Here is a 19,528-nt window from a genome sequence, read left to right as displayed (position 1 = left end):
TGGAGATAATAGGTCTTACAAAAAGATTTAAAGCCGGTAAACTCCTAGTCTGGATTTACGCCTTTAAATGCTCTTGAATATATTTAACAGCCAATTCATGGCTTCTGCCTTCGTATTCGGTACCCAGAACGGCGTTGTAGTAGCGGGCCCGTTCATAAACCAGGGGCCGATGGTTTCGATATTGGTGCAGCAGTCTCATTAAATGGTTAGCATCATTAGCTTGCTCAACTAGGCCTTGTTTCACATATCCGTAATAATCCGGAATAAATTCGGTAGTGTTAAACCGGTAGTAGAAGCAGAGAATATTAAGCATGGTAGCTTCCAGGTGAATAGAGGAGTCAGCCGCGATGAGGGCGTCCTGCTGTTTCAGGAAATCAAAGGCTTGTTCCTTTTTGCCATCTGAGAAGCGTACATTATTCTTAATGTCCTTTATGAAACTAAAATCTCTTTTATCGCCGGGGTGCGGCCGGAGGGTGAAAATAATATCCGGGAATTCCCGGGATAGGTCTGCTAACAAATCCCGGATGGGTGCGATTTCATCAATAATATTAGCGGCAACTCCAACGCGGCGGATAGAAGAACTTAAATTTTTATCATGGAGGTATTTATCTGCTTTGGGCATACCAATCAGTTTAACTTCGCCGGTTATGGGGCCGCATTGCCGGTATTTATCCAGTGCATCCTGGCCTTCGAGTAAACTTAAGCTAAACTGCAACGGCGGAAAACTGGTACTGACACTCGCGTGCTGGATGTAAATGGTTGGAATACTTAGTTCATTAGCGGCAAGAAGTAGGGCGCGGGGGTCGGTGTTGTGGTCGTTGGCGAAAATAATGGCCGTTGGTTTATATTTTTGTAGGTACCGGCGCGATAGCTCGTAATAACCCGTAGCTACGAAAATTAAATCAAAAAAACGCAGCGCTCTTTTGCCTTTTAGGCGGTTCAACCCCCATAGCAAAGGCAGAAATTTATAATAATATAATAGCTTTGAACGGGTAGAGAGGCGGTTTACTTTTGGGTTGTAAATACCAATTTCTTTGTTTTGGCCGGCTACAAACACGCTGTCCGGCAGCTTTTCCCGTAAAAATTGCAGCGATTCGTAATTGTTTTTACTAACCACATACAGCCAGATTTTTCCCTTAATATCTTCGGGGTTGCGCAGGGGCAAAAAAATATTCAGAACTAGGCGCCCGCCGATGTAAAGCAAAATATGCGTGAGCCGCCCCAGGAGGGTATTCGGCGAAATAGCTTGGAGCGTAGCGGGCGGTAGTTTGGCAAAAGCATCGGTGAAACGCAGGTGCAAAATATTCGCATAAACCCCTACCAGCTTCCGGAACATATTAAAGCAAATCCCAGGTTAAGGGTGTGCCGGCTTTCAGGTCGGTTTTGGCTACTTTACCCAGTACTTCTTCGTAATATTTGGGCGCTAAGCCATTGCCTGGCCGGATAACCCGCAAATTTTCTTTCGAAAAATTATCGCCGGCTTTAATATCCGCCGCCACATAAACCGACCTTTTAAACAAACGACTTTTCTGTTCGGCTTTTTGAACACCGTATTGAATTTTTCCTAAGGCCAAAAAAGCCCGTTCGGCTTCCGTTACCAGCAATTTAAGTTCGTAGGGTTCCAGCGAGAAAGCTGCATCTACGCCACCTTCGGCCCGGCTTAAGGTAAAATGCTTTTCGATTACACAAGCGCCCAAAGCCACCGCGGCTACCGAGGCACCCACGCCCATGGTATGGTCCGATAACCCAACCGGCAGGTTAAACAATTGGGCCAGGTGCGGAATGGTGCGCAGATTAGTGTTTTCGGGTGAGGCGGGATAAGTGCTGGTACATTTCAATAATATTAACTGATTACACCCATGTTCTTGCAACGTTCTTACGCCTTCGTCAATATCGGCCAGGGTGGCTACGCCTGTAGACATAATAACGGGTTTGCCGGTGGCGGCCACTTTTTTCAGCAAGGGCAGATCGGTATTTTCAAAGGATGCAATTTTGTAACAGGGCACCGCCAAACTTTCCAGGAAATCAACAGCTGTTTCGTCGAAAGGCGAGCTAAAGGCCACCATGCCTTGCTGGGTAGCCCGATCAAATATGGCTTGGTGCCATTCCCAGGGGGTATAAGCTTCTTTATACAAATCGTATAATTCCCGGCCTTGCCACAACGAGCCCTCGTCCTGAATGGTGTGGGCGCCGGCAATGGTCATGGTATCGGGGGTGTAGGTTTGCAGCTTTAAGGCGTGCGCACCCGCTTCTGCCGCTGCATCCACTATGGCCAATGCTTTTTCCAGCGACTGGTTGTGGTTGCCCGACATTTCGGCAATAATAAAAGGCTGCTGCCCTATGCCAACCTGGTAATTACCAATATTGATGATATTCATGTATAAAATTCCTGGATTTTGGGTTGCCCGCCCGTAGAAGCAAAATTAAGCTAATTTAATTCTTTGCCAAAAATCAAGCTGTTGGGTTCTGCTGCCGGAATAGTCTCTGTTTCGGTAAAGCCGGCTTTACGGAAGGAAACGACGGAAGCTAGGTTTGACACCTGCACATGGCCAATAATATACCTGATTTCGGGCCTTAGCGCTTGCAATTTTACTCCTCCGGCGGTCAGCAACCAGGAGCCTAAACCTTTACCCCGGAAATTTTTATCCAGGAGGTAACTAATGGTTGCCTCGCTTGCTTTGATATCAAACCGAATCATTCCGGCGGGTACCTCATCCACCAGGGCAATCAAAAGCAGACAATCCGGACTGTTTAATTTACCGTTAAACCACCGTTCGTGTATTTCGAGCGGAATAGGAGCGGGGTTAAAGGAATGTTGCCGAACGGTCGGGTCATTGGCCCATCGGAATAATTGCTGCATATCATTAGTCTCGGCTATTCTTAATTGCAGTGAATCCAAAATAATCAGGTCCGAAAAAATCCGTTTTAACCGGGTTTTACTTTTGCCATCAAAAAAACGCCGTTGTTGGTTTATCTGCTGCGTAATGATTTCGGTTCTATCCGGGTCGGCCAGAACTTCTTCCAACTGGTTTAAAGGTAAGGCTAAGCCCTGTTGCGTTAAAAAAGCCGCTAAATCTTTTTGGTTATCGGCTATCTGGTGCACAAACAGCAATCCCGAAATTGAGCACCATTCGTATGCCACCGAACTGGGTGGTAGAATAGCCGCCTCACAGTTTTTCATTAAGGCGCACATAGCTTCAGCATCCAAATTCTGGTGTACCGAAATGTTAGAATACTGCTGGACGTATTTCTGCAATTCGTTATAATACCGGTAAGCCGCTCCAACCACAACTTGTACGTTTAAATTTTTTTGGTTTCGGAGTACTGATTGAAGCAGGTGCAAAGTTTGATTTTCCGGGTCTGCCCCACCCATGTTCAAAAGAATATTTTGAATTTTCTTAATGTCCCGGGTTTGTGTTGCTGCTTCTAAAAAAGGTTCCCGTAGCAGGGCATAACCAGGACCGAGAAAAAAATGGGTGTAAGTTTCGGCCTGGTAATTATTGGGGGTTATACCGCCTGCCGGATTAATAATAGCATCTGCCAAAAATGGAAAAGCATGAATATCATCAAGGCAAAGGATTTTATTTACTTTACTTCTTAGTGTTCGCTGGTAATACGTATCAAAAACGTAGCCATCCAGCACAACCACATCGGTTGGTTTTAGCATATTAGCCAAACTGCTTGCTTCCTGTTTGTAGTCCGGGGTAACAGGCAGGGGGATAATACCTATTCCAGCTTTTTCCAGTGAAGTTATAAATTCGGAAGCGGGAGCCTGGGTAATAAAAACGCACGTATTCTCTTCTGTTAGCATGGTGGCTAAGGCTAAAGAGCGGGTCAGGTGCCCCAAACCAATATGAGCATTGCCATCGGCCCGGAATATAATGCGTTTCTGTTGTCTCAAATTAGCTTAAAATAAATTTATAACTTTTTCTGCTCTACCTGGGCATTAATGCGAACCAGCTCCGGGTGTGCATCCAATAACTTAATTATTTCGGCTGCCGATAGATTTTGCGCTTGGTACTGCTCAATCAGAATCCGGATGAGTTCGAAATCTTCGGGCGTATCCAACGTAATCCGGTACTGGCTTTTGTCTTCAGGCTGGGTAAAATGACCCAGTCGGACCTGCCCGGATTGATTCTGATTAATATAAGGTGTTACGTGCTCCAATTCGGCTGGCCGCGTGGCCTTATAATACGCTTCCTCCAGCAACGCGAAAGAAAAAATTTCGAAATCGAAGCCGCGCGGAAAGGTACGAACCAAACAGTTAGAATAATATAAGTTTTTATCCAGGGCTAGGCTATAATTTTGTACCGCCGCAGAGATTAAATCGCCATCTATCAACGGACAATCAGAAGTAACCCGAATGATAATAGCTAAATTGTTTTGGCGGGCGCATTCGTAATAGCGGCTCAGTACATTTTGTTCATCGCCCCGGTAAACTGGGATATGCTGTGCCTGCGCGAAAGCAACAATTGGTTCGTCGGAGGCATTGGTGGTGGTAGCAATAAAAACGGGTAAATTACTTTTTTGTAATCGCTCCAAATGATACTGCAACACCGGTTTACCGCCAATCGGGAGCAATACTTTGCCCGGCAAACGGGTGCTCGTTACGCGGGCCTGCGAAATAATGCCAATATTTAACGGGTTGCTCATCGGCCTATAAATTCCAGTACTTTAGCGATTACAAAATCCTGTTCGGTAGGCTGCAAACCCGGGAACATCGGTAAACTCAGACATTTTTCGTAGTAACCTTCCGCCACCGGATAGTCGCCCTGTTTGAAACCCAAATTTTGGTAATACGGCATGGTATGCACCGGAATATAATGTACCTGCGCATAAATCTGGTTGGCTTTTAAATAATCGTACAAGCCTTTACGGTCCTCTACCAGAATAACATACAGGTGGTACGCGTGTAATATTTCTTTTCCCGGTTCGGTATTACGGTACACCGCCGGGTTTAAAATTTTAATCTGCGGATGCGTGAAAAAAGCAGTGTCATACTGGTGGGCTATTTCTTTTCGGCGTTGTAAACCGGCATCGGCTCGTTTTAATTGCGAAATGCCTAAAGCCGTCAGCATGTCGGGCATACGATAATTATAGCCCAGTTCCTGCATTTCGTAGTACCAGCCGCCGTGGTTTTGGTGCAGTTGTTCGGGGTTTTTGGTAATGCCGTGGGTTCGGAGGAGCAAAAGTTTTTCGTATAAATCTCGCCGGTTAGTAGTTATCATTCCACCCTCGCCGGTGGCAATATGCTTTACCGGATGAAACGAAAATATGGCCAAATCGGCAAATTGGCCGTTGCCGCATCTTTGGGCCTGACCGGCTGTATCTACAAAATAGCCCCCTGGCGCATGGCAGGCATCTTCTATTATCCAGAGGTTATGCTGGTTGGCTAATGCCCGGAATGCTTCCAAATCTACCGGGTAGCCGGCAAAATCAACCGGAATAAGGCCGGAAAAATAACCTTTGGGTTTACTTTCGATCAGCGCTTTTACTTTTTGAATATCCATCAAAGCCGTTTCGGGGTCTACATCAGCAAAATAGATTTCACCGTCCGCATATTTAATGCAGTTGGCCGAAGCCGCAAAGGTAATAGGGGTGGTAATAACCCGGGTGCCGGCCGTAACGCCTAAAGCCAAGGCACATAAATGCAGGGCTGCGGTGCCGTTAGCCACCGCTACAGCGTAATCTGCCCCTATGTATTCGGCAAAAGCTTTCTCAAACTCTGCTACTTTCGGCCCTTGGGTCAGGAAATCCGATTGCAGGGTTTCTACTACGGCTTGGATATCCGCATCGGTAATGTGCTGGCGGCCGTAAGGAATGGGCTTCATAATTATTTTGACTTTAAACCGAAAAGGTGGGGTCTACGTGCAGCCGGATTAATTCCTGTAATTCTGCCGGGTTCAGCCATTCTTTATTGGTTTGAGAATTATAACGGAAGCCCGGTTCTACCATTTTCCCGTTAAAGGCGCTGATAAATTCATCAGCGGTCCATTTGTTGGGCGTGGCCGGCAGAATCACAAAATATTTATTTAGCTCTACCGTGCTATACGAATCAGTTTCGGTAATCATTTCTTCGTGCAGTTTTTCTCCCGGACGGATGCCTACTACTTCGAGTTTGGCGTTGGGGGCAATTGCTTCGGCTAAATCGGTTATTTTAAAAGATGGAATTTTGGGTACAAATATTTCGCCGCCCCAGGCATGCTGCAAAGCATGTAAAACCAAATCAACGCCTTCATCCAACGAAATATTAAAACGGGTCATGTCGGGGTGGGTGATGGGTAATACGCCTTCGTTCCGTTTATTTAAAAAGAAGGGGACTACCGAACCCCGGGAACCAATTACGTTACCGTACCGGACCACCGAAAAAGCCAGGTCGCGGCTGCCTTTCATGTTGTTGGCGGCTACAAATAATTTATCGGAACATAGTTTGGTGGCGCCGTACAGGTTTATTGGAGCGGCTGCTTTGTCTGTAGACAGCGCTACTACCTTTTTAACACCGCAGTCCAGGGCCGCATTTATTACATTTTCAGCCCCGAAAATATTCGTTTTAATGCACTCCATTGGGTTATATTCCGCGGCAGGTACCTGCTTTAAGGCGGCGGCGTGCACAATTACATCAATATTTTCGCAGGCCCGGCGCAGGCGTTCACCATCGCGCACATCGCCTATAAAATACCGGATAGCTTTATATTTCGTTGGCGAAAACTGTTGGGCCATTTCAAATTGCTTCAGCTCGTCGCGTGAGTAAATAACCAACCTTTTTACGTTGGGGTACTGCTCCAGAATAGTGCGTACAAATCGCTTGCCGAACGACCCGGTGCCACCGGTAACCAGGATAGAAGTATTATTCAGATCTAAATCCATTCTTTGCTATTTAAAAAGGCTGCTTTAAATTTAAAAGCGGTTGCAACCTGTTACTTTTAACGGGCGGCAAGTTACATATTTTCTAGCAGTACTTTTGCAAGCCATCAGTGGCAACCTGTATATTTACCGGCACCTTTGGGCAAGCGCATGTGGTTAAAAACTATTTACCGGCATATTAGTAACTGGCTTAACTATTATTACTCGTTTACTTCGGTGTACCAGCACCCGCATAAAAGAATAATCCGGCCGGGCTATTGGGTGGAGTTTAGCCAGCCGGAAAAAGAATTCCTGAATCTTTGTGCTGCTTCTTTTGGTTATGAAACGGATTACTCTCGCGGTTACCGGCAAAAGGAAATTTCGGTCATTTCTTTGGCTGATGTAACATTTCTGGGCAATTCGGGGGCATTGGTTAAAGAACAAAAGGTAATCAAAGAATCGGTTTTCGACCAGTTACGTCTTACCAAATCACCGGCTTTCCGGAGCCCGGCTTTGATGTTGCCAAACCACAAAAGCGGCCGCTTTACTTCGCTGATGCATTTGCCCTGGGCCGAACAAAGTAATTACCATTGGTTTCTGGATTGCCTGCCTCGCCTCTATGCAATTTTACAAACCCTAGTGGAACCCACGATTTTAATTATCCCGGTCAATCTGCCGGTTTTTCAGCAGGAAACGTTAAGTTTTCTGTTGCAAAACAATCCTTTGCTCTCCCTGCAAAGAATTTCTAAAAGTCAGAAATGGCATTTACCAACGTTTATTTTACCTACTTTTCTCAGCAATCATTACAGTGGTTTTTTGCCGCCGGAGGTGCTCCATTTTATGCGCGAAGGTATCTGGCAAGGCTATGGGGTAAAAAGCCAGCCGGTAAAAAACCGGATTTACGTTAGCCGGAGCAAGGCCTCTAAAAGGCGGATACTTTCGGAGGAAGCTATTATAAAAATATTAAAAAACTATAATTTTAATATTATATATGCAGAAGATTTGTCTTACAGGGAGCAGGTACAGCTTTTTTACAATGCCGAAATAATTGTAGGTGTGCATGGTGCGGGTTTAACCAATATTTTATTTAGCCAGCAGGCGACGATTATTGAACTGCATCCTGCCGACCTGGTGCGTTCGCATTATTTTATGATTTGCAAAGCCTTAGGTTTTAAATACCATTATTTACTGGGTAGCACCGGCAACACCAAACAGGACTTCCGCATCGACTCGCAAGCTTTAAATCAATTATTAAATGCGGTTTTAGGAAAAACTGATTCTGGCTTAGCCAATATTTAGTCCCGGATAATTTTAGCTAATTCGCCGGTTAAGTTAAAACGGGAATAACGCTGGTAATTTACAAAAGGTAAATCAAGGTTGTGGTTAATTTTCCAAGCGTGGCTTAGCTGGTCCAGATGATCGTAAATTAAATCGAAGGCGGCATAATGAAACACCCGGCCGGCGCCGCATTCATCTATAATATGGTCGGCATCGCTGTGAATGGGACCAATACAGACAATTGGTTTATTGGCTGCCAGGTACTCGAACAATTTACCGGGCAAAATACAGTAATTATTTTCTACATCCGGAATACCCATTAACAGAATAGTAGAAGAGAGAAGGTATTTTACTGATTCGGAATGCGGGACAAACGGAATCAGGTGCGTGAGGTGCTGTAAGCCGGCATCTTCGATTTGGGCTTTTACTTCCGCAGAAACTTTGCCCACAAAACGCAATTGAAATGGAATATCCGGGTGAACGGTGGTAATTTTAGCCAGCGCTTTTAAAAATGCTTCTATGTTGTAAATTTCCGTTAAGGTGCCGGTGTAGGTAATTACAAAAGCATCCGGGGGCGGGGCCGAGGGTAAAGTAAAGTCTTCTTCGTCGTAACCGTTCGGGATTACACTAATTTTAGCGCTTTCTACTTCCGGAGCTTTAGCCAGAAACAACCGTTTGGTATCGGTGCTGGTCACCAGCAAAGCATCAGCCTTTTGAATGACAGCGCGCTCGTAGTTCTGGTCTATTTTTTTAGCAACTGTTGTATGCTGTAAATCTTTGTAGTAATAAATATCGGTCCAAGGGTCACGCAGGTCGGCAATCCATTTGATTTTAAATTTCTGTTGCAGTTCCAGGCCAATTAACTGGGTAGAATGGGGCGGACTGGTAGTAATAATGGCGGCAAATTTTTCTTTGGCGAGTAAATCAGCGCAGTCTTTCAGCGCAAATTTATTCCAGCCCACCCGAGCATCCGGAATAAATAAATTTCCGCGTAAAAACTTAAAAAACTTTTGCACCAGGCTGCCTTTTTGTTCATTGGCAAAACCGCCGTACGGAATTTCTTTTTTACCGGTCAGTTTTTTATAATATTCAAAAGGCTCGTTCGTAGAGGTGCGGATTACCCTGGTACCCGTTGGAATATCGGCGGCCAGGCTTTCGTCCAGCACCTGGTAGGAGGCCCCTTTTTCCGAAACGGTAACCACCGTAGGAATAATATTATAGGCTGGCAGGTTCTTTACAAATTTAAGGCAACGCTGCACACCGGCGCCACCCGAAGGAGGCCAGTAATACGTAATAAACAGAACCTGAATTTTTTCGTTATCGGGAACAGCAGCCAAGCCAGAAAGGTTATTTAGTTAGTAAATGCTAAAATAATCAAGTGGTCAATATACGTAGCTTTTAACAAAATTATCCCTTGGTTTCCCAAAATTTACGTATTTTTGTAATTCTTTAGCCATTGAAAATATATGTTTGATAATTTAAGTAATAAATTAGACAGAGCGTTTAAAACCCTGAAAGGTCAGGGCAGTATCACCGAAATTAACGTTGCCCAAACCATAAAAGAGGTGCGGCGCGCGTTGGTAGATGCCGACGTAAACTACAAAGTGGCCAAAACGGTTACGGATAAAATTAAAGACGAGGCCATGGGCCGCGACGTTTTAATTGCCGTATCGCCGGGCCAATTAATGGTTAAAATTGTGCACGAAGAGCTGACCCAATTAATGGGCGGGGAGAAGCAGGATATTGTTTTAAAGGGCGATCCGGCTGTAATTTTGATTGCGGGTTTACAAGGTTCGGGTAAAACCACTTTTACCGGTAAGCTGGCCAACTTCCTGAAAAAACAAAACCGCAGTGTTTTAATTGCGGCCTGCGATGTGTACCGTCCAGCGGCGATTGACCAGGTAAAAGTGTTGGCTGAGCAAGTAGGCGTGGAGGTTTACAGCGAAACAGATAATAAAAACCCGGTTCAGATTGCCCAGAATGCTATTGAGTTTGCCAAAAGAAATAATAAAAAGGTAGTTATTATTGATACCGCCGGCCGTTTGGCCGTGGATGAGGCTATGATGCGCGAGATTGCCGACATCAAGAACGCCATAAAGCCCACCGAAACGTTGTTTGTGGTAGACTCAATGACGGGTCAGGATGCGGTAAATACAGCCAAAACCTTTAACGAGCGCATCAATTTCGACGGGGTGGTGCTGACCAAACTCGATGGCGACAGCCGGGGTGGGGCAGCGCTTTCGATCCGGGCGGTGGTAGAAAAACCAATTAAGTTTATCAGTACCGGTGAGAAAATGGAAGCCCTGGACTTGTTTTATCCGGACCGGATGGCCCAGCGTATTTTGGGTATGGGCGACGTTATCTCGCTGGTAGAACGGGCGCAGCAAAGCTTCGACGAAGAAGAGGCCCGCCGGATTAACCAGAAAATCAGGAAAAACCAGTTTAACTTCGACGACTTCTTGTCGCAACTGGAGCAAATTAAGAAAATGGGCGATATTAAAGACCTGGTGAGCATGATACCGGGCATTGGTAAAGCCATGAAGGATGTAGAGATTGATGAAAATGCCTTTAAACCCATTGAGGCTATTATTAAATCTATGACGAAAGAAGAACGGGCCAACCCCGACATGATCAGCGGCAGCCGCCGGAACCGGATTGCCAAAGGCAGCGGTACTACTATTCAGCAGGTAAATAACCTGATGAAGCAGTTTAACGACATGCGCAAAATGATGAAGAACATGAATAAAATGACAGGAAAAGGCGGCGCTTTATCTAAAATGAAATCATTTGGCCGGTAATAAACCTTTCTAAATAAAAGCTTAAATAAAAAAGCCGTGGTCAGAATATGATCACGGCTTTTTTAATTCAATTCCTAATTTATTCTTTTTCTAATTGCGAATTATTCTCTTATAATAGGGTTTAAAATTGTTATTGCATCCTATCTTATATATTTAATCTGATTTTCTTTTAAAGTTAATTTAAATCCTGCCGATCCATTTTCTTTTGCCATTCCTGGAAAGCTACTTGCGCCTCCTGGCGGAGCATTTGCTGCATCGGAATAGAACGATGTTCTAAAGGAACAGCTATCTCGTTGTAAATAAACTGATCGTCGAAGCCAAATTGGGCAGCATCGTATTTGGTGTTGGCATAATATACCCGGCGGGGACGCGCCCAGTAAATAGCGCCTAAACACATGGGGCAAGGCTCGCAACTGGTATACAATTCGCAATCGGTTAGCTGGTAAGTACCTAAGGCGGCACAAGCCTTCCGGATAGCATCTACTTCGGCGTGCGCCGTAGGATCGTTAGAAGAAGTAACCTGGTTATAGCCCCGCGCAATAATTTCGCCATTCCGGACAACTACCGCACCAAAAGGCCCTCCCATACCGGCCTGCATTTTTTCAATTGAAAGCCGGATGGCTTCCCGCATAAACGCCTCTGTATTTTCCATACCACAAATAAAACCTAGTACTACCAGTACCAAATTTCTATTGAAAGGTTCTAAATTATTAAAGCCACCATCTTATACCTAATATTTAGTACAGTTACATTTTACCTGACAGTCTTTGATACACCGATAAATAAAAGTTTTTTAGATAAAGATGATAATTTAATAAGTTGTTGATTATCAAAAGCTAGAAAAATAATGAGGTGATATAGGTTTTCCCTATTTACTTAATTATCTGTAGCGCTAATGTCAGTTCCTCGGCGGCTTTTTCACAAATGACTTTCGCCCGCATAATCATGGGAAGAATTAAATGAGTTTGCGTAGAATCAAGGGCATGTTGCTGGATATCCTGGCATATATTCTCCAGTTCTTTATTGCCAATTAAAACAACCGACGATTTCATTCTATGCGCCAGAGATTTTACTTCGGACCAGTTCTCTGCTTTTGCCAGGTTAAACAAACGCTCTAAATTGCCCGGCGTTTGCTGAATAAACATGGTAATAATATCCTGAATAAAATTGGTGTCGCCGCTGGCCATTTCGGTTAAGAGGGCCAGATTAATATGCTCCCGGCTGTTTCTCCCGGGGTTACTTTCCGGAAAAACCGGTTTGAAATCAGGATTCCGGAGTAAGAGGGTGGCAACTTCCTGTAGTAAATTATCGGGTTTAAAAGGTTTGCATACGTAAGCGTCGGCCCCGGCCTGCAGGCATTTCTGTATTTCGTGGGGCGAGGCATGGGCAGTTAAAGCAATAATTGGTATAGCATTGGCCGGCGCTTCGCTTTTACGAATATGGTATATTGCCTCAAAGCCGTCCATTTCGGGCATTTGCATATCCATCAGAATCAGGTCGTACGTATTTTGGTTAAACAATTCTAAGGCTTGCCGGCCATCTTCGGCAATATCCAGCATAAATCCCCAATCACTTACCACTTTTTTAACTAGTAGCTGGTTTATTTCGTTATCCTCGGCCAGCAGCATCCGCAGGGAGCCCAACTCGGCGCTAAGGAAAGCCGGTCCGTCGTTTTTAACCGGTTCAGCAGGCAAATCATGGTTCTCGGTTTTCTTAAAAGGTAGCCGGAAACGAAAAGTACTGCCTTGGTGTAATTTGCTTTGTACTTCAATAAAGCCGCCCTGTAGTTCTACAAACTGTTTTGAAATGGCCAGTCCCAGGCCGGTACCGCCGTATTTCCGGCTGGTATCGTTGCTACCTTGCGTGAAACTTTCAAAAATAGCGCTTTGCTTATCTTCCGGAATACCAATACCGGTATCTTTTACCGAAAACTGGAGCCATACCGTATTTTCTTCTTCTGCGACTACATCGGCTGTTACGCTTATTTCGCCGTTTTCGGTGAATTTTACAGCATTCCCAAGGAGGTTATTCAGCACCTGAGCCAATTTCCCCGAGTCGCCTATTATAAATTCCGGAACCGAAGCCCCAATATGGGTAGATATTTTATTTTTTCTAGTCAGGGCCTGTACTTCAAATAGTTGCACACTTTCGCGTAATAAAGCCTGGGGGTTAAAATCAGTTTCTTCAAACTCTATCTTACCCGAATCTATTTTCGAGAAATCCAAAATATCGTTTATAATTACCAGCAGTTTATCGGCCGAGGATTGTATAGCCTGCAGAAAATTTTTTTGCTCCTCGTCCTGCACCATTTTTAACAAAACGGCCGTCAGGCCAATAATCCCGTTCATGGGAGTGCGTATTTCGTGGCTCATATTGGCCAGGAAGAGTTCTTTCACTTTAACCGACTTTTCGGCAACCAGTTTGGCATTGGTTAATTCATTCTCAAAATGAATGCGCTCGGTTATATCCTGAGCGGTTACAATTACATATTCTTCTCTGTCGGATTCCTGATACAAAACATTGCGGTAGAGTAGGTAGTGCCAGGTATTATTTTGCTGGTTATGAAAAGGAAAAAGGCCGCTATCCTGTTTATTTTCCCGGATGCTGCGCAAATATTTGTTAAACTGACCAACCTGCCGTTTTTCCATAAACTCGGCCAGGTTGCGGCCTTCTAAACTAGCCGGAGGTATGCCCAGGATCTCAGCCCCGGCTTTGTTAACCGACAGAATAGTGCCATCTAAACGGTGGGTGCAGATAAAACTCTGGGCATTTTCGAACAGGGTACTGAGCAGTTTCTCACGGAATGCTAACGCCTCTTCTATTTTTTTTCTTTCGGTAATATCCGTAAAAGTTCCCAGCGAGCCTATAATAGTGCCATCGGGGCTTAACAAAGGATTAGCACCCACCCAAAAATATATTAACTGGCCATCTTTGCGGGTAAGCTGAATTTCGTAATGATCCGAAATATTATGCTGACGCTGAGCGTTTTTTTCTTCTAAAATTTTCTTGTTTTGCTCGTCCGGGGTAAAGATATAAATTGGATTTCCCTCAACTTCTTCTCTTTTGTAGTCCATTAATTCGCAGAAGCGTTGGTTGGCAAACAAAATTCGCTGGCTGTTATCTACGTGTACCACGCCCTCGTTCATGGTTTCGATGAGCATCCGGTAACGTTCTTCGCTTTCCTGTAAAGCTCTTTGGGTGCTAATCCGGTCCGAAATATCCTGCAGCGTACCTACCATGCTGGTTAATTCTCCATTCTGGTCTAGCACCGGCGTACCGTTGGTGGCTATGTATTTTAATTTTTTATTGGCTGTAACTATCCGGTAATCAGACTGGTAAGCAATTTTGTTTTTAGTGGCGTATTCAAATACCTCTTGCCATCTTTGCAAATCGCTGGGTGAAATTAATTTCAGGAATTCTTCATAAGTAGGTTCGGTTTGATCTTCCAGTTCAAAAATGCTAAATATCTCTTCGGACCATTTTATTTTATTCGTTTTGGTATCAAATTCCCAATGGCCCAGTTTGGCTAATTTTTGGGCTTCGCGAAGGCGGTTTTCGCTTTGCAGCAAAGCAGCTTCCGCGGCTTTTCTTTCCCGTTCAATCCCGGCCAGTTTTATAGCAGTTCGTAAACTATACGATATACCATCGGGCGTTAGCATATTCTTGGAAATATACTCCGAGGCCCCGCTCCGGATGGCATCTACGGCTACCCGCTCATCGCCGTGAGAAGTAACAATAATAATAGGAGTATCTATGCCCTGCGATCTAATCTCCCGGAGTAAGTTCACGCCATTGGTATCGGGCAGCAGGTAATCGATAAAAATGCAATCGTATTTATTTTCCTTTAGAAAAGAAAGACCCTGACTGCCTTTTTCGGCCATATCAATTACCGTTGAGATATTGGCTTTGGCCAGCGACCGCTGGATAGTCAATCGGTCTACCAGGTCATCATCAACAATAAGTAATTTAATTACAGTATCAGGCATTATAGCAAATAAAGTTGGTTAGGGGAAATTAGTTTTAACTGTTGATTAAAACCAGGTCTTATGCCAGGTATAATTACCCAGGTGATAATTGCCGTTGCAGTGTATTGTCAACCGCCATTAGCCGGTCTGAAACGCCGCACGAGTATATTTTAAAAATGTACCCGGCTTTTATCTTATAACTGAAAAGCTTATTTACTCAAACGAAAACACTTATTTGTAAGCCAAAAAGCATTATTTTCAACATGTTTAATAGTATCATCAACCGAGTCAGCAGTTATTTTAGCTAAATTATAGCTGCGTTCAAAATGATGGGTTGAGTTTACGCAATTTATCTATTCCCCTTTTTTAGCTTTTATAAAGAGGGTCTCTCGCAAAGTTTCCAATAACTGTTAAGCGTAGACATAGACGAAATAAATTTTTCGAACGATAATGGTTTAAGAATATAACCGGCAACATTCAGGTTATAAGCATTTATTTTGTCGCTGTCCTCGTTAGAAGTTGTCATCACAAAAACGCTGATACGTTTCAGGTTTTCGTCGGAACGCATCTCTTGCAAGAATTCCAGGCCATTCATTTTAGGCATGTTAATGTCCAGGATAATTACGTGGGGTTTAGGTATTTTGTCGCCCCGTAACATTTCTAAGGCTTCCAGACCGTTGCGGGCAATAAACAACGGATTGTTGATATTATTTTTGCGGAAGGCCCGTTGGACATTCATGATATCTACTTCGTCGTCTTCGACGAGCAATATATTTATCAGCTTTTCTTCGTTCATGTGGCAAATTTATACTTTTTCTGGTTCTTTTCTAGGCCAATACAGCACAAAACTGCAACCCAGGCCTTCCGGAGGAATATCTACGGCTAATTGACCTCCTACGAAATTTGCAATTTTTTTTGCTATGGTTAATCCCGCTCCAATATTTTGGTTTCCTTCTTTGCCTTTAGCGGTGTAAAAAAGCGAGAATATTCTTTCGCTTACATCGGCTGGTAAACCCGGGCCGTTATCTATTATTTCAAATTTTAAGAACTCGCCGGTTTGCGTTACCACCACCGCAATATTTACTTTTTCCTTATCGGTGTGAAGAATGGCGTTCGTAATTAATTCTGATAAAACTGTTTGCAGTTTTTGGTAGTAAGTGATTAAGCCGGGCACAACTGAACGGATTTGGATGCTTACGCTTACCTGCTCTTTCCGGAACGGATTACTTAATTTCTCTAAAAAAGGCAGCAGCTCAACGTATCCAATTTCCAGATCGGTGCGCGCCACCCGCGAAAGGGTTAAAATGGCGCCTAACATTCTTTCTAGTAGCTGCGTACGGGCCTGTAATAAATTTATATGCTGCTTTACATCGGCCGGAATGTCGTTGCCCAGGTCTTCGGCAATCCAGACCGAGAGGTTAGAAATAGCGCGGATAGGGGCGTTTAAATCGTGCGAAACCAGGTAAATAAATTCTTCGAATTGTTTTTTTTCCTGGGACAACTCGTTTTGGCATTGTGCCAGCGCATCTTCGTTCATGGTTTAAGCTAATTTAAATGGGAGCAAGCACTACCGGTTGCGATAGGGGCCAGGTAAACGAAAAAGTGGTGCCCTGGCCCGGCTCCGAATCAACGCGAATAGCGCCATGCTTTTCTTCAATTATTTTTTTTACGATAGCCAGGCCAATGCCGGTACTTTCAATGGTGTCGCGCGCTTCAATCGTTTGAAAAACCCCGAATATTTTTTCGTGGTATTCCGGTGGAATACCGGGCCCGTTGTCGGCCACACGAATTAAATAATTTTTACCGTTTAGTTCGGCGCTTACGCTTACCTCAGCATTGGGTTTATTATTATACTTAAGCCCGTTGCTGATTAAATTTACCAACACCTGCTGCAGCAATATTTTTTCGGTTTGTATTTGCAAGGGCTCCGTTGGAATAATAATTTTTTGGTTAGGCAGCGGCGCCAGCGATTCAGTAATTTCCTGGAGTAATTCGCGCAGGTCGAACGTGTTTTGTTCTATTTTGGTCCGGCCAATGCGCGAATAAGCCAGAATACCGTTAATAAGGTTTTCGAGACGATGTACCCGGCCACGCATCAGCGAGAGGTTTTTCCGGATTTCAGGAGTAGTTTCGCCAATATCTTCGTCTATCCACTCGGCCAGGTTATTAATAGCCCGCAATGGCGCTTTCAGGTCATGCGAAACTACATAAGCGAACTGGTCGAGCTCCTGGTTCATTTTTTTCAGGTGCGCAAAACTATTCTGCAGTTTCTGAGCCATTACATTCATATCCGCCGATAAGCTGCTTAACTCATCGTGATCATGGTCGGTGAGCTTCATCTCAAAATTGCCCCGGGCCAGGTTGCTGGCCAGCTTTTGCATACTTAAGATTCTTTTTTTAATGGTTTTACCCAGCAATAAAGCCGTAGCAATGCCAATTATTACTGCCAGCACGGTTAACCCAAGACTTAAAAGGTCGGTTAAATTTTGCGAAGTTTTCAACTTACCAACCAGGGCTTTCTTATTCCTGGTTTCTACTTTTTCAATTAAGTCAGTAAAATACCGGATTCTGTCTATTCTGGTTTTGCCTTCTTCGCGGGTATAAGTTTTATAATAAAGGCGGTTGTATTCTTGCTGGGCTTTTGGGCCGGCGTTTACGTTGCGTTTGGCCTCTATTAAAGGGCTGGCAATAGAGTCGTTCCAGTTGTTAAATTGCTGGTCTATCTGGTTCAGGTAGCCAATGTTGGCTGGTTTAGACTGGTTTAACTTTCTTAAAATATTAAGTTCTATCAGGTATTCGGCTACGCCGGCGTAGTAAGGTTCTACGTAATTTTCTTTTCCGGATAATAAATAGCCCCTCATACCAGCTTGTGCATCTAAAACGGCTTTCTGTAAATTGCTGTTGGCTTGAATTATTTCGGTGGAAAGCAGTACCTCATCAATTGCGTTATCTACTTTGTTCGATTGTATAAAATAAGCTACGGTAACAAATACAAAAACAAGTAATATAAATCCGATGCTCAAATATATTTTTGTAATTATTTTCATACGAATCAGGGCTGGATTAGCGTAGCTTAAAGCCTGAACTTTAAAATTAGAAAGAATTAAACTGTTAAAATAGTAATTTGCCGCACTAAATTTATTCAGCGGGAACTTAAATCTGCAAAAACACAGGTTTATACCAAAAAGCTTTTATATAATTAAAACAACGTGAACTACTTATGAAATCCGGAGCAGATATTATTGGCCATGCCTTGCAGGATTACCTGGCCGGGGAGCAGGAGGCGATCATCCGGGTGTATTCTGATATTGCCGAACCGGATGTGCTGCTGGCGGCCTACTTTTTCCGCAGCCCGGAGCAAATGCCCGAACTGGAAAAAATAGCTTTGGCTAATTGCCGGGGTAAAATAGCCGATTTAGGAGCCGGTGCGGGCAGCCACAGTTTGTATTTGCAGCAAAAAGGTTTTGACATTACAGCTTTTGATATTTCGAAAGGGGCCTGTTCGGTGATGAAAAAGCGGGGCGTGCACCAGGTGGTACACAGCGATATTTTTCACCTGGGAACCGAACGTTTTGATACTGTTTTAATGCTGATGAACGGTATTGGACTGGTAAACTCGCCGGAAGGCCTGGTCGATTTTCTGGAGCGGCTGAAAAACAATCTAAATCCCGGCGGTCAGGTAATCCTCGACTCCTCGGACATTACGTACATGTATTACGACGAAGAAGGGGCCCTGAACCTGGATTTAAATGGAGAGTATCATGGGGTAGTTACGTACCAGATGGCGTATAAAAACAAAAAAGGGCAGCCATTTCAGTGGCTTTATATCGAATACCCGATTTTAAAAGACTATGCCGGACAAGCCGGTTACAACTGCGAGTTTATGGCCGAAGGTGAAAATGACCAATATCTGGCGCGGCTTACGCTGGCTACTTCATAGAGCAGCTTAATTAATGTTACTTTGGATTTTTAGATATTATCGGTCCATATAGCTCTAGCCTGTCAATTTAGAGAGAATGTAAAGCGAAAGAAAGTCTTGTGCCGTTTAGGTAGTTACTAATTTCCTGTTTATCGGGAAAATAGTGAAAAAGGAAATTGTAGGAATCGGGTAATTGAAATGGAAATATAGAATAATGGCGACTTTAGGTTTTAACGGTGTTTTCGGCTCTTAAGTCCATTAGTTCTTCCAGGCCAAGCACCCGAAATACATAAAGAATCGGTTCGCTCATGTTAAATAAATAAAAGTCGATTTGCTTATCTTTTATTTCCTGGAAGCGTGAAATAAAAACTCCCAATCCCCGCGAAGAGATGTATTTTAATTCTTTGCAATCAATCTGTATCTGGGCGGGTTCCGTCAAAACAATTTCATCGAGTACTTTTTCTACAGGTTCAGCGGTGCTGGCATCCAGTTCGCCACAAAGTTTTATGATATAGCTTTCTCCGTTTTTCCGGGTTAATATTTTCATTTTGCAAATTTAAGGTTCCGGTCAGATACTAATGCTAATACAATAAACTAAATCACATTTTATATCTTAAAGTTAAATCTTAAACCTTAATATTTTGTAGGTTTAAATACTGAAAACATTCGCGTACTTATACCCATTCGCTTTTATATTTCTTGATTTCCAGCGCTTTCCGAAACCA

At 43.8% G+C, this 19,528-nt stretch carries 16 protein-coding genes; 3 read left to right on the top strand and 13 right to left on the bottom strand.

Annotated features, from left to right (window positions below):
* Nucleotides 1-55 precede the first annotated feature (55 nt).
* The 6 genes from AAE02nite_RS11645 to pseB are packed head-to-tail and all read right to left on the bottom strand — an operon-like array spanning nt 56 to nt 6,867.
* Nucleotides 56-1,336: a glycosyltransferase family protein gene (locus AAE02nite_RS11645; RefSeq protein WP_246150986.1), complete on the bottom strand. Its 1,281-nt coding sequence runs from the start codon at nt 1,334-1,336 to the stop codon at nt 56-58.
* 1 nt (nt 1,337) lies between these two features.
* Nucleotides 1,338-2,378, bottom strand: a complete 1,041-nt coding sequence (pseI, locus tag AAE02nite_RS11640; protein WP_174761948.1) for a pseudaminic acid synthase — start codon at nt 2,376-2,378, stop codon at nt 1,338-1,340.
* A gap of 50 nt (nt 2,379-2,428) precedes the next feature.
* Nucleotides 2,429-3,901 (bottom strand): UDP-2,4-diacetamido-2,4,6-trideoxy-beta-L-altropyranose hydrolase, encoded by a 1,473-nt coding sequence (gene pseG, locus AAE02nite_RS11635; RefSeq protein WP_146897907.1) that lies wholly within the window; start codon nt 3,899-3,901, stop codon nt 2,429-2,431.
* A gap of 17 nt (nt 3,902-3,918) precedes the next feature.
* A complete protein-coding gene (locus AAE02nite_RS11630) occupies nt 3,919-4,653 on the bottom strand; it encodes a cytidylyltransferase domain-containing protein (protein ID WP_146897906.1) in 735 nt (244 codons plus the stop codon).
* Entirely contained in the window at nt 4,650-5,831 is a 1,182-nt protein-coding gene (pseC, locus tag AAE02nite_RS11625) for a UDP-4-amino-4,6-dideoxy-N-acetyl-beta-L-altrosamine transaminase (RefSeq protein ID WP_218033481.1), read from the bottom strand. Before pseC ends, AAE02nite_RS11630 begins: the two co-directional genes overlap by 4 nt.
* 13 nt (nt 5,832-5,844) lie before the next feature.
* Nucleotides 5,845-6,867, bottom strand: coding sequence for a UDP-N-acetylglucosamine 4,6-dehydratase (inverting) (gene pseB, locus AAE02nite_RS11620; RefSeq protein ID WP_146897904.1), 1,023 nt, complete (start codon nt 6,865-6,867; stop codon nt 5,845-5,847).
* Between the two features lie 147 nt (nt 6,868-7,014).
* On the opposite strand from pseB, the gene AAE02nite_RS11615 reads away from it, so the two are divergent.
* Nucleotides 7,015-8,142, top strand: coding sequence for a glycosyltransferase family 61 protein (locus tag AAE02nite_RS11615; protein ID WP_146897903.1), 1,128 nt, complete (start codon nt 7,015-7,017; stop codon nt 8,140-8,142).
* Here the strand turns inward: AAE02nite_RS11615 and AAE02nite_RS11610 are convergent.
* Complete coding sequence (locus AAE02nite_RS11610; RefSeq protein ID WP_246150985.1) at nt 8,139-9,458, bottom strand: glycosyltransferase family 4 protein; 1,320 nt, start codon at nt 9,456-9,458, stop codon at nt 8,139-8,141. The genes AAE02nite_RS11615 and AAE02nite_RS11610 overlap by 4 nt on opposite strands.
* A gap of 129 nt (nt 9,459-9,587) precedes the next feature.
* Here AAE02nite_RS11610 and ffh point away from each other — a divergent pair, with 129 nt between their 5' ends.
* The gene (gene ffh, locus AAE02nite_RS11605; protein WP_146897902.1) at nt 9,588-10,919 is read left to right on the top strand and encodes a signal recognition particle protein; all 1,332 of its coding nucleotides are present in this window, start codon (nt 9,588-9,590) and stop codon (nt 10,917-10,919) included.
* Between the two features lie 175 nt (nt 10,920-11,094).
* Here the strand turns inward: ffh and AAE02nite_RS11600 are convergent, their stop codons facing one another.
* The 5 genes from AAE02nite_RS11600 to AAE02nite_RS11580 all read right to left on the bottom strand — a co-directional run bounded on the left by AAE02nite_RS11600 (nt 11,095) and on the right by AAE02nite_RS11580 (nt 17,931).
* Entirely contained in the window at nt 11,095-11,571 is a 477-nt protein-coding gene (locus AAE02nite_RS11600; protein WP_146897901.1) for a nucleoside deaminase, read from the bottom strand.
* 220 nt (nt 11,572-11,791) lie between these two features.
* A complete protein-coding gene (locus AAE02nite_RS11595) occupies nt 11,792-14,905 on the bottom strand; it encodes a response regulator (RefSeq protein WP_146897900.1) in 3,114 nt (1,037 codons plus the stop codon).
* 352 nt (nt 14,906-15,257) lie between these two features.
* Complete coding sequence (locus tag AAE02nite_RS11590; RefSeq protein WP_146897899.1) at nt 15,258-15,680, bottom strand: response regulator; 423 nt, start codon at nt 15,678-15,680, stop codon at nt 15,258-15,260.
* A 9-nt stretch (nt 15,681-15,689) separates the two neighbouring features.
* Nucleotides 15,690-16,421, bottom strand: coding sequence for a sensor histidine kinase (locus AAE02nite_RS11585; RefSeq protein ID WP_146897898.1), 732 nt, complete (start codon nt 16,419-16,421; stop codon nt 15,690-15,692).
* A gap of 13 nt (nt 16,422-16,434) precedes the next feature.
* Nucleotides 16,435-17,931 carry a sensor histidine kinase gene (locus AAE02nite_RS11580; RefSeq protein ID WP_146897897.1) on the bottom strand — a complete coding sequence of 499 codons (1,497 nt, stop codon included), beginning with the start codon at nt 17,929-17,931 and terminating at the stop codon, nt 16,435-16,437.
* Nucleotides 17,932-18,104: 173 nt separating this feature from the next.
* Here AAE02nite_RS11580 and AAE02nite_RS11575 point away from each other — a divergent pair, with 173 nt between their 5' ends.
* Nucleotides 18,105-18,824: a class I SAM-dependent methyltransferase gene (locus AAE02nite_RS11575; RefSeq protein WP_146897896.1), complete on the top strand. Its 720-nt coding sequence runs from the start codon at nt 18,105-18,107 to the stop codon at nt 18,822-18,824.
* A 202-nt stretch (nt 18,825-19,026) separates the two neighbouring features.
* Here the strand turns inward: AAE02nite_RS11575 and AAE02nite_RS11570 are convergent, their stop codons facing one another.
* Complete coding sequence (locus AAE02nite_RS11570; protein ID WP_146897895.1) at nt 19,027-19,350, bottom strand: STAS domain-containing protein; 324 nt, start codon at nt 19,348-19,350, stop codon at nt 19,027-19,029.
* Between the last annotated feature and the right edge of the window lie 178 nt (nt 19,351-19,528).

This window comes from Adhaeribacter aerolatus (assembly GCF_007991635.1).
GTDB classification, from domain to species: domain Bacteria; phylum Bacteroidota; class Bacteroidia; order Cytophagales; family Hymenobacteraceae; genus Adhaeribacter; species Adhaeribacter aerolatus.
The sequence above is the reverse complement of the archived record's forward strand: the minus strand, read 5'-3'. Positions and strand labels throughout refer to the sequence as shown.

What these genes read in the sequence shown, in the direction of transcription:
- AAE02nite_RS11570 (WP_146897895.1), bottom strand. Translation starts at nt 19,350, where the DNA reads ATGAAAATATTAACCCGGAAAAACGGAGAAAGCTATATCATAAAACTT.
- pseI (WP_174761948.1), bottom strand. Translation starts at nt 2,378, where the DNA reads ATGAATATCATCAATATTGGTAATTACCAGGTTGGCATAGGGCAGCAG.
- AAE02nite_RS11595 (WP_146897900.1), bottom strand. Translation starts at nt 14,905, where the DNA reads ATGCCTGATACTGTAATTAAATTACTTATTGTTGATGATGACCTGGTA.
- AAE02nite_RS11590 (WP_146897899.1), bottom strand. Translation starts at nt 15,680, where the DNA reads ATGAACGAAGAAAAGCTGATAAATATATTGCTCGTCGAAGACGACGAA.
- AAE02nite_RS11615 (WP_146897903.1), top strand. Translation starts at nt 7,015, where the DNA reads ATGTGGTTAAAAACTATTTACCGGCATATTAGTAACTGGCTTAACTAT.
- pseC (WP_218033481.1), bottom strand. Translation starts at nt 5,831, where the DNA reads ATGAAGCCCATTCCTTACGGCCGCCAGCACATTACCGATGCGGATATC.
- AAE02nite_RS11630 (WP_146897906.1), bottom strand. Translation starts at nt 4,653, where the DNA reads ATGAGCAACCCGTTAAATATTGGCATTATTTCGCAGGCCCGCGTAACG.
- AAE02nite_RS11580 (WP_146897897.1), bottom strand. Translation starts at nt 17,931, where the DNA reads ATGAAAATAATTACAAAAATATATTTGAGCATCGGATTTATATTACTT.
- ffh (WP_146897902.1), top strand. Translation starts at nt 9,588, where the DNA reads ATGTTTGATAATTTAAGTAATAAATTAGACAGAGCGTTTAAAACCCTG.
- AAE02nite_RS11575 (WP_146897896.1), top strand. Translation starts at nt 18,105, where the DNA reads ATGAAATCCGGAGCAGATATTATTGGCCATGCCTTGCAGGATTACCTG.
- pseB (WP_146897904.1), bottom strand. Translation starts at nt 6,867, where the DNA reads ATGGATTTAGATCTGAATAATACTTCTATCCTGGTTACCGGTGGCACC.
- AAE02nite_RS11645 (WP_246150986.1), bottom strand. Translation starts at nt 1,336, where the DNA reads ATGTTCCGGAAGCTGGTAGGGGTTTATGCGAATATTTTGCACCTGCGT.
- AAE02nite_RS11600 (WP_146897901.1), bottom strand. Translation starts at nt 11,571, where the DNA reads ATGGAAAATACAGAGGCGTTTATGCGGGAAGCCATCCGGCTTTCAATT.
- AAE02nite_RS11585 (WP_146897898.1), bottom strand. Translation starts at nt 16,421, where the DNA reads ATGAACGAAGATGCGCTGGCACAATGCCAAAACGAGTTGTCCCAGGAA.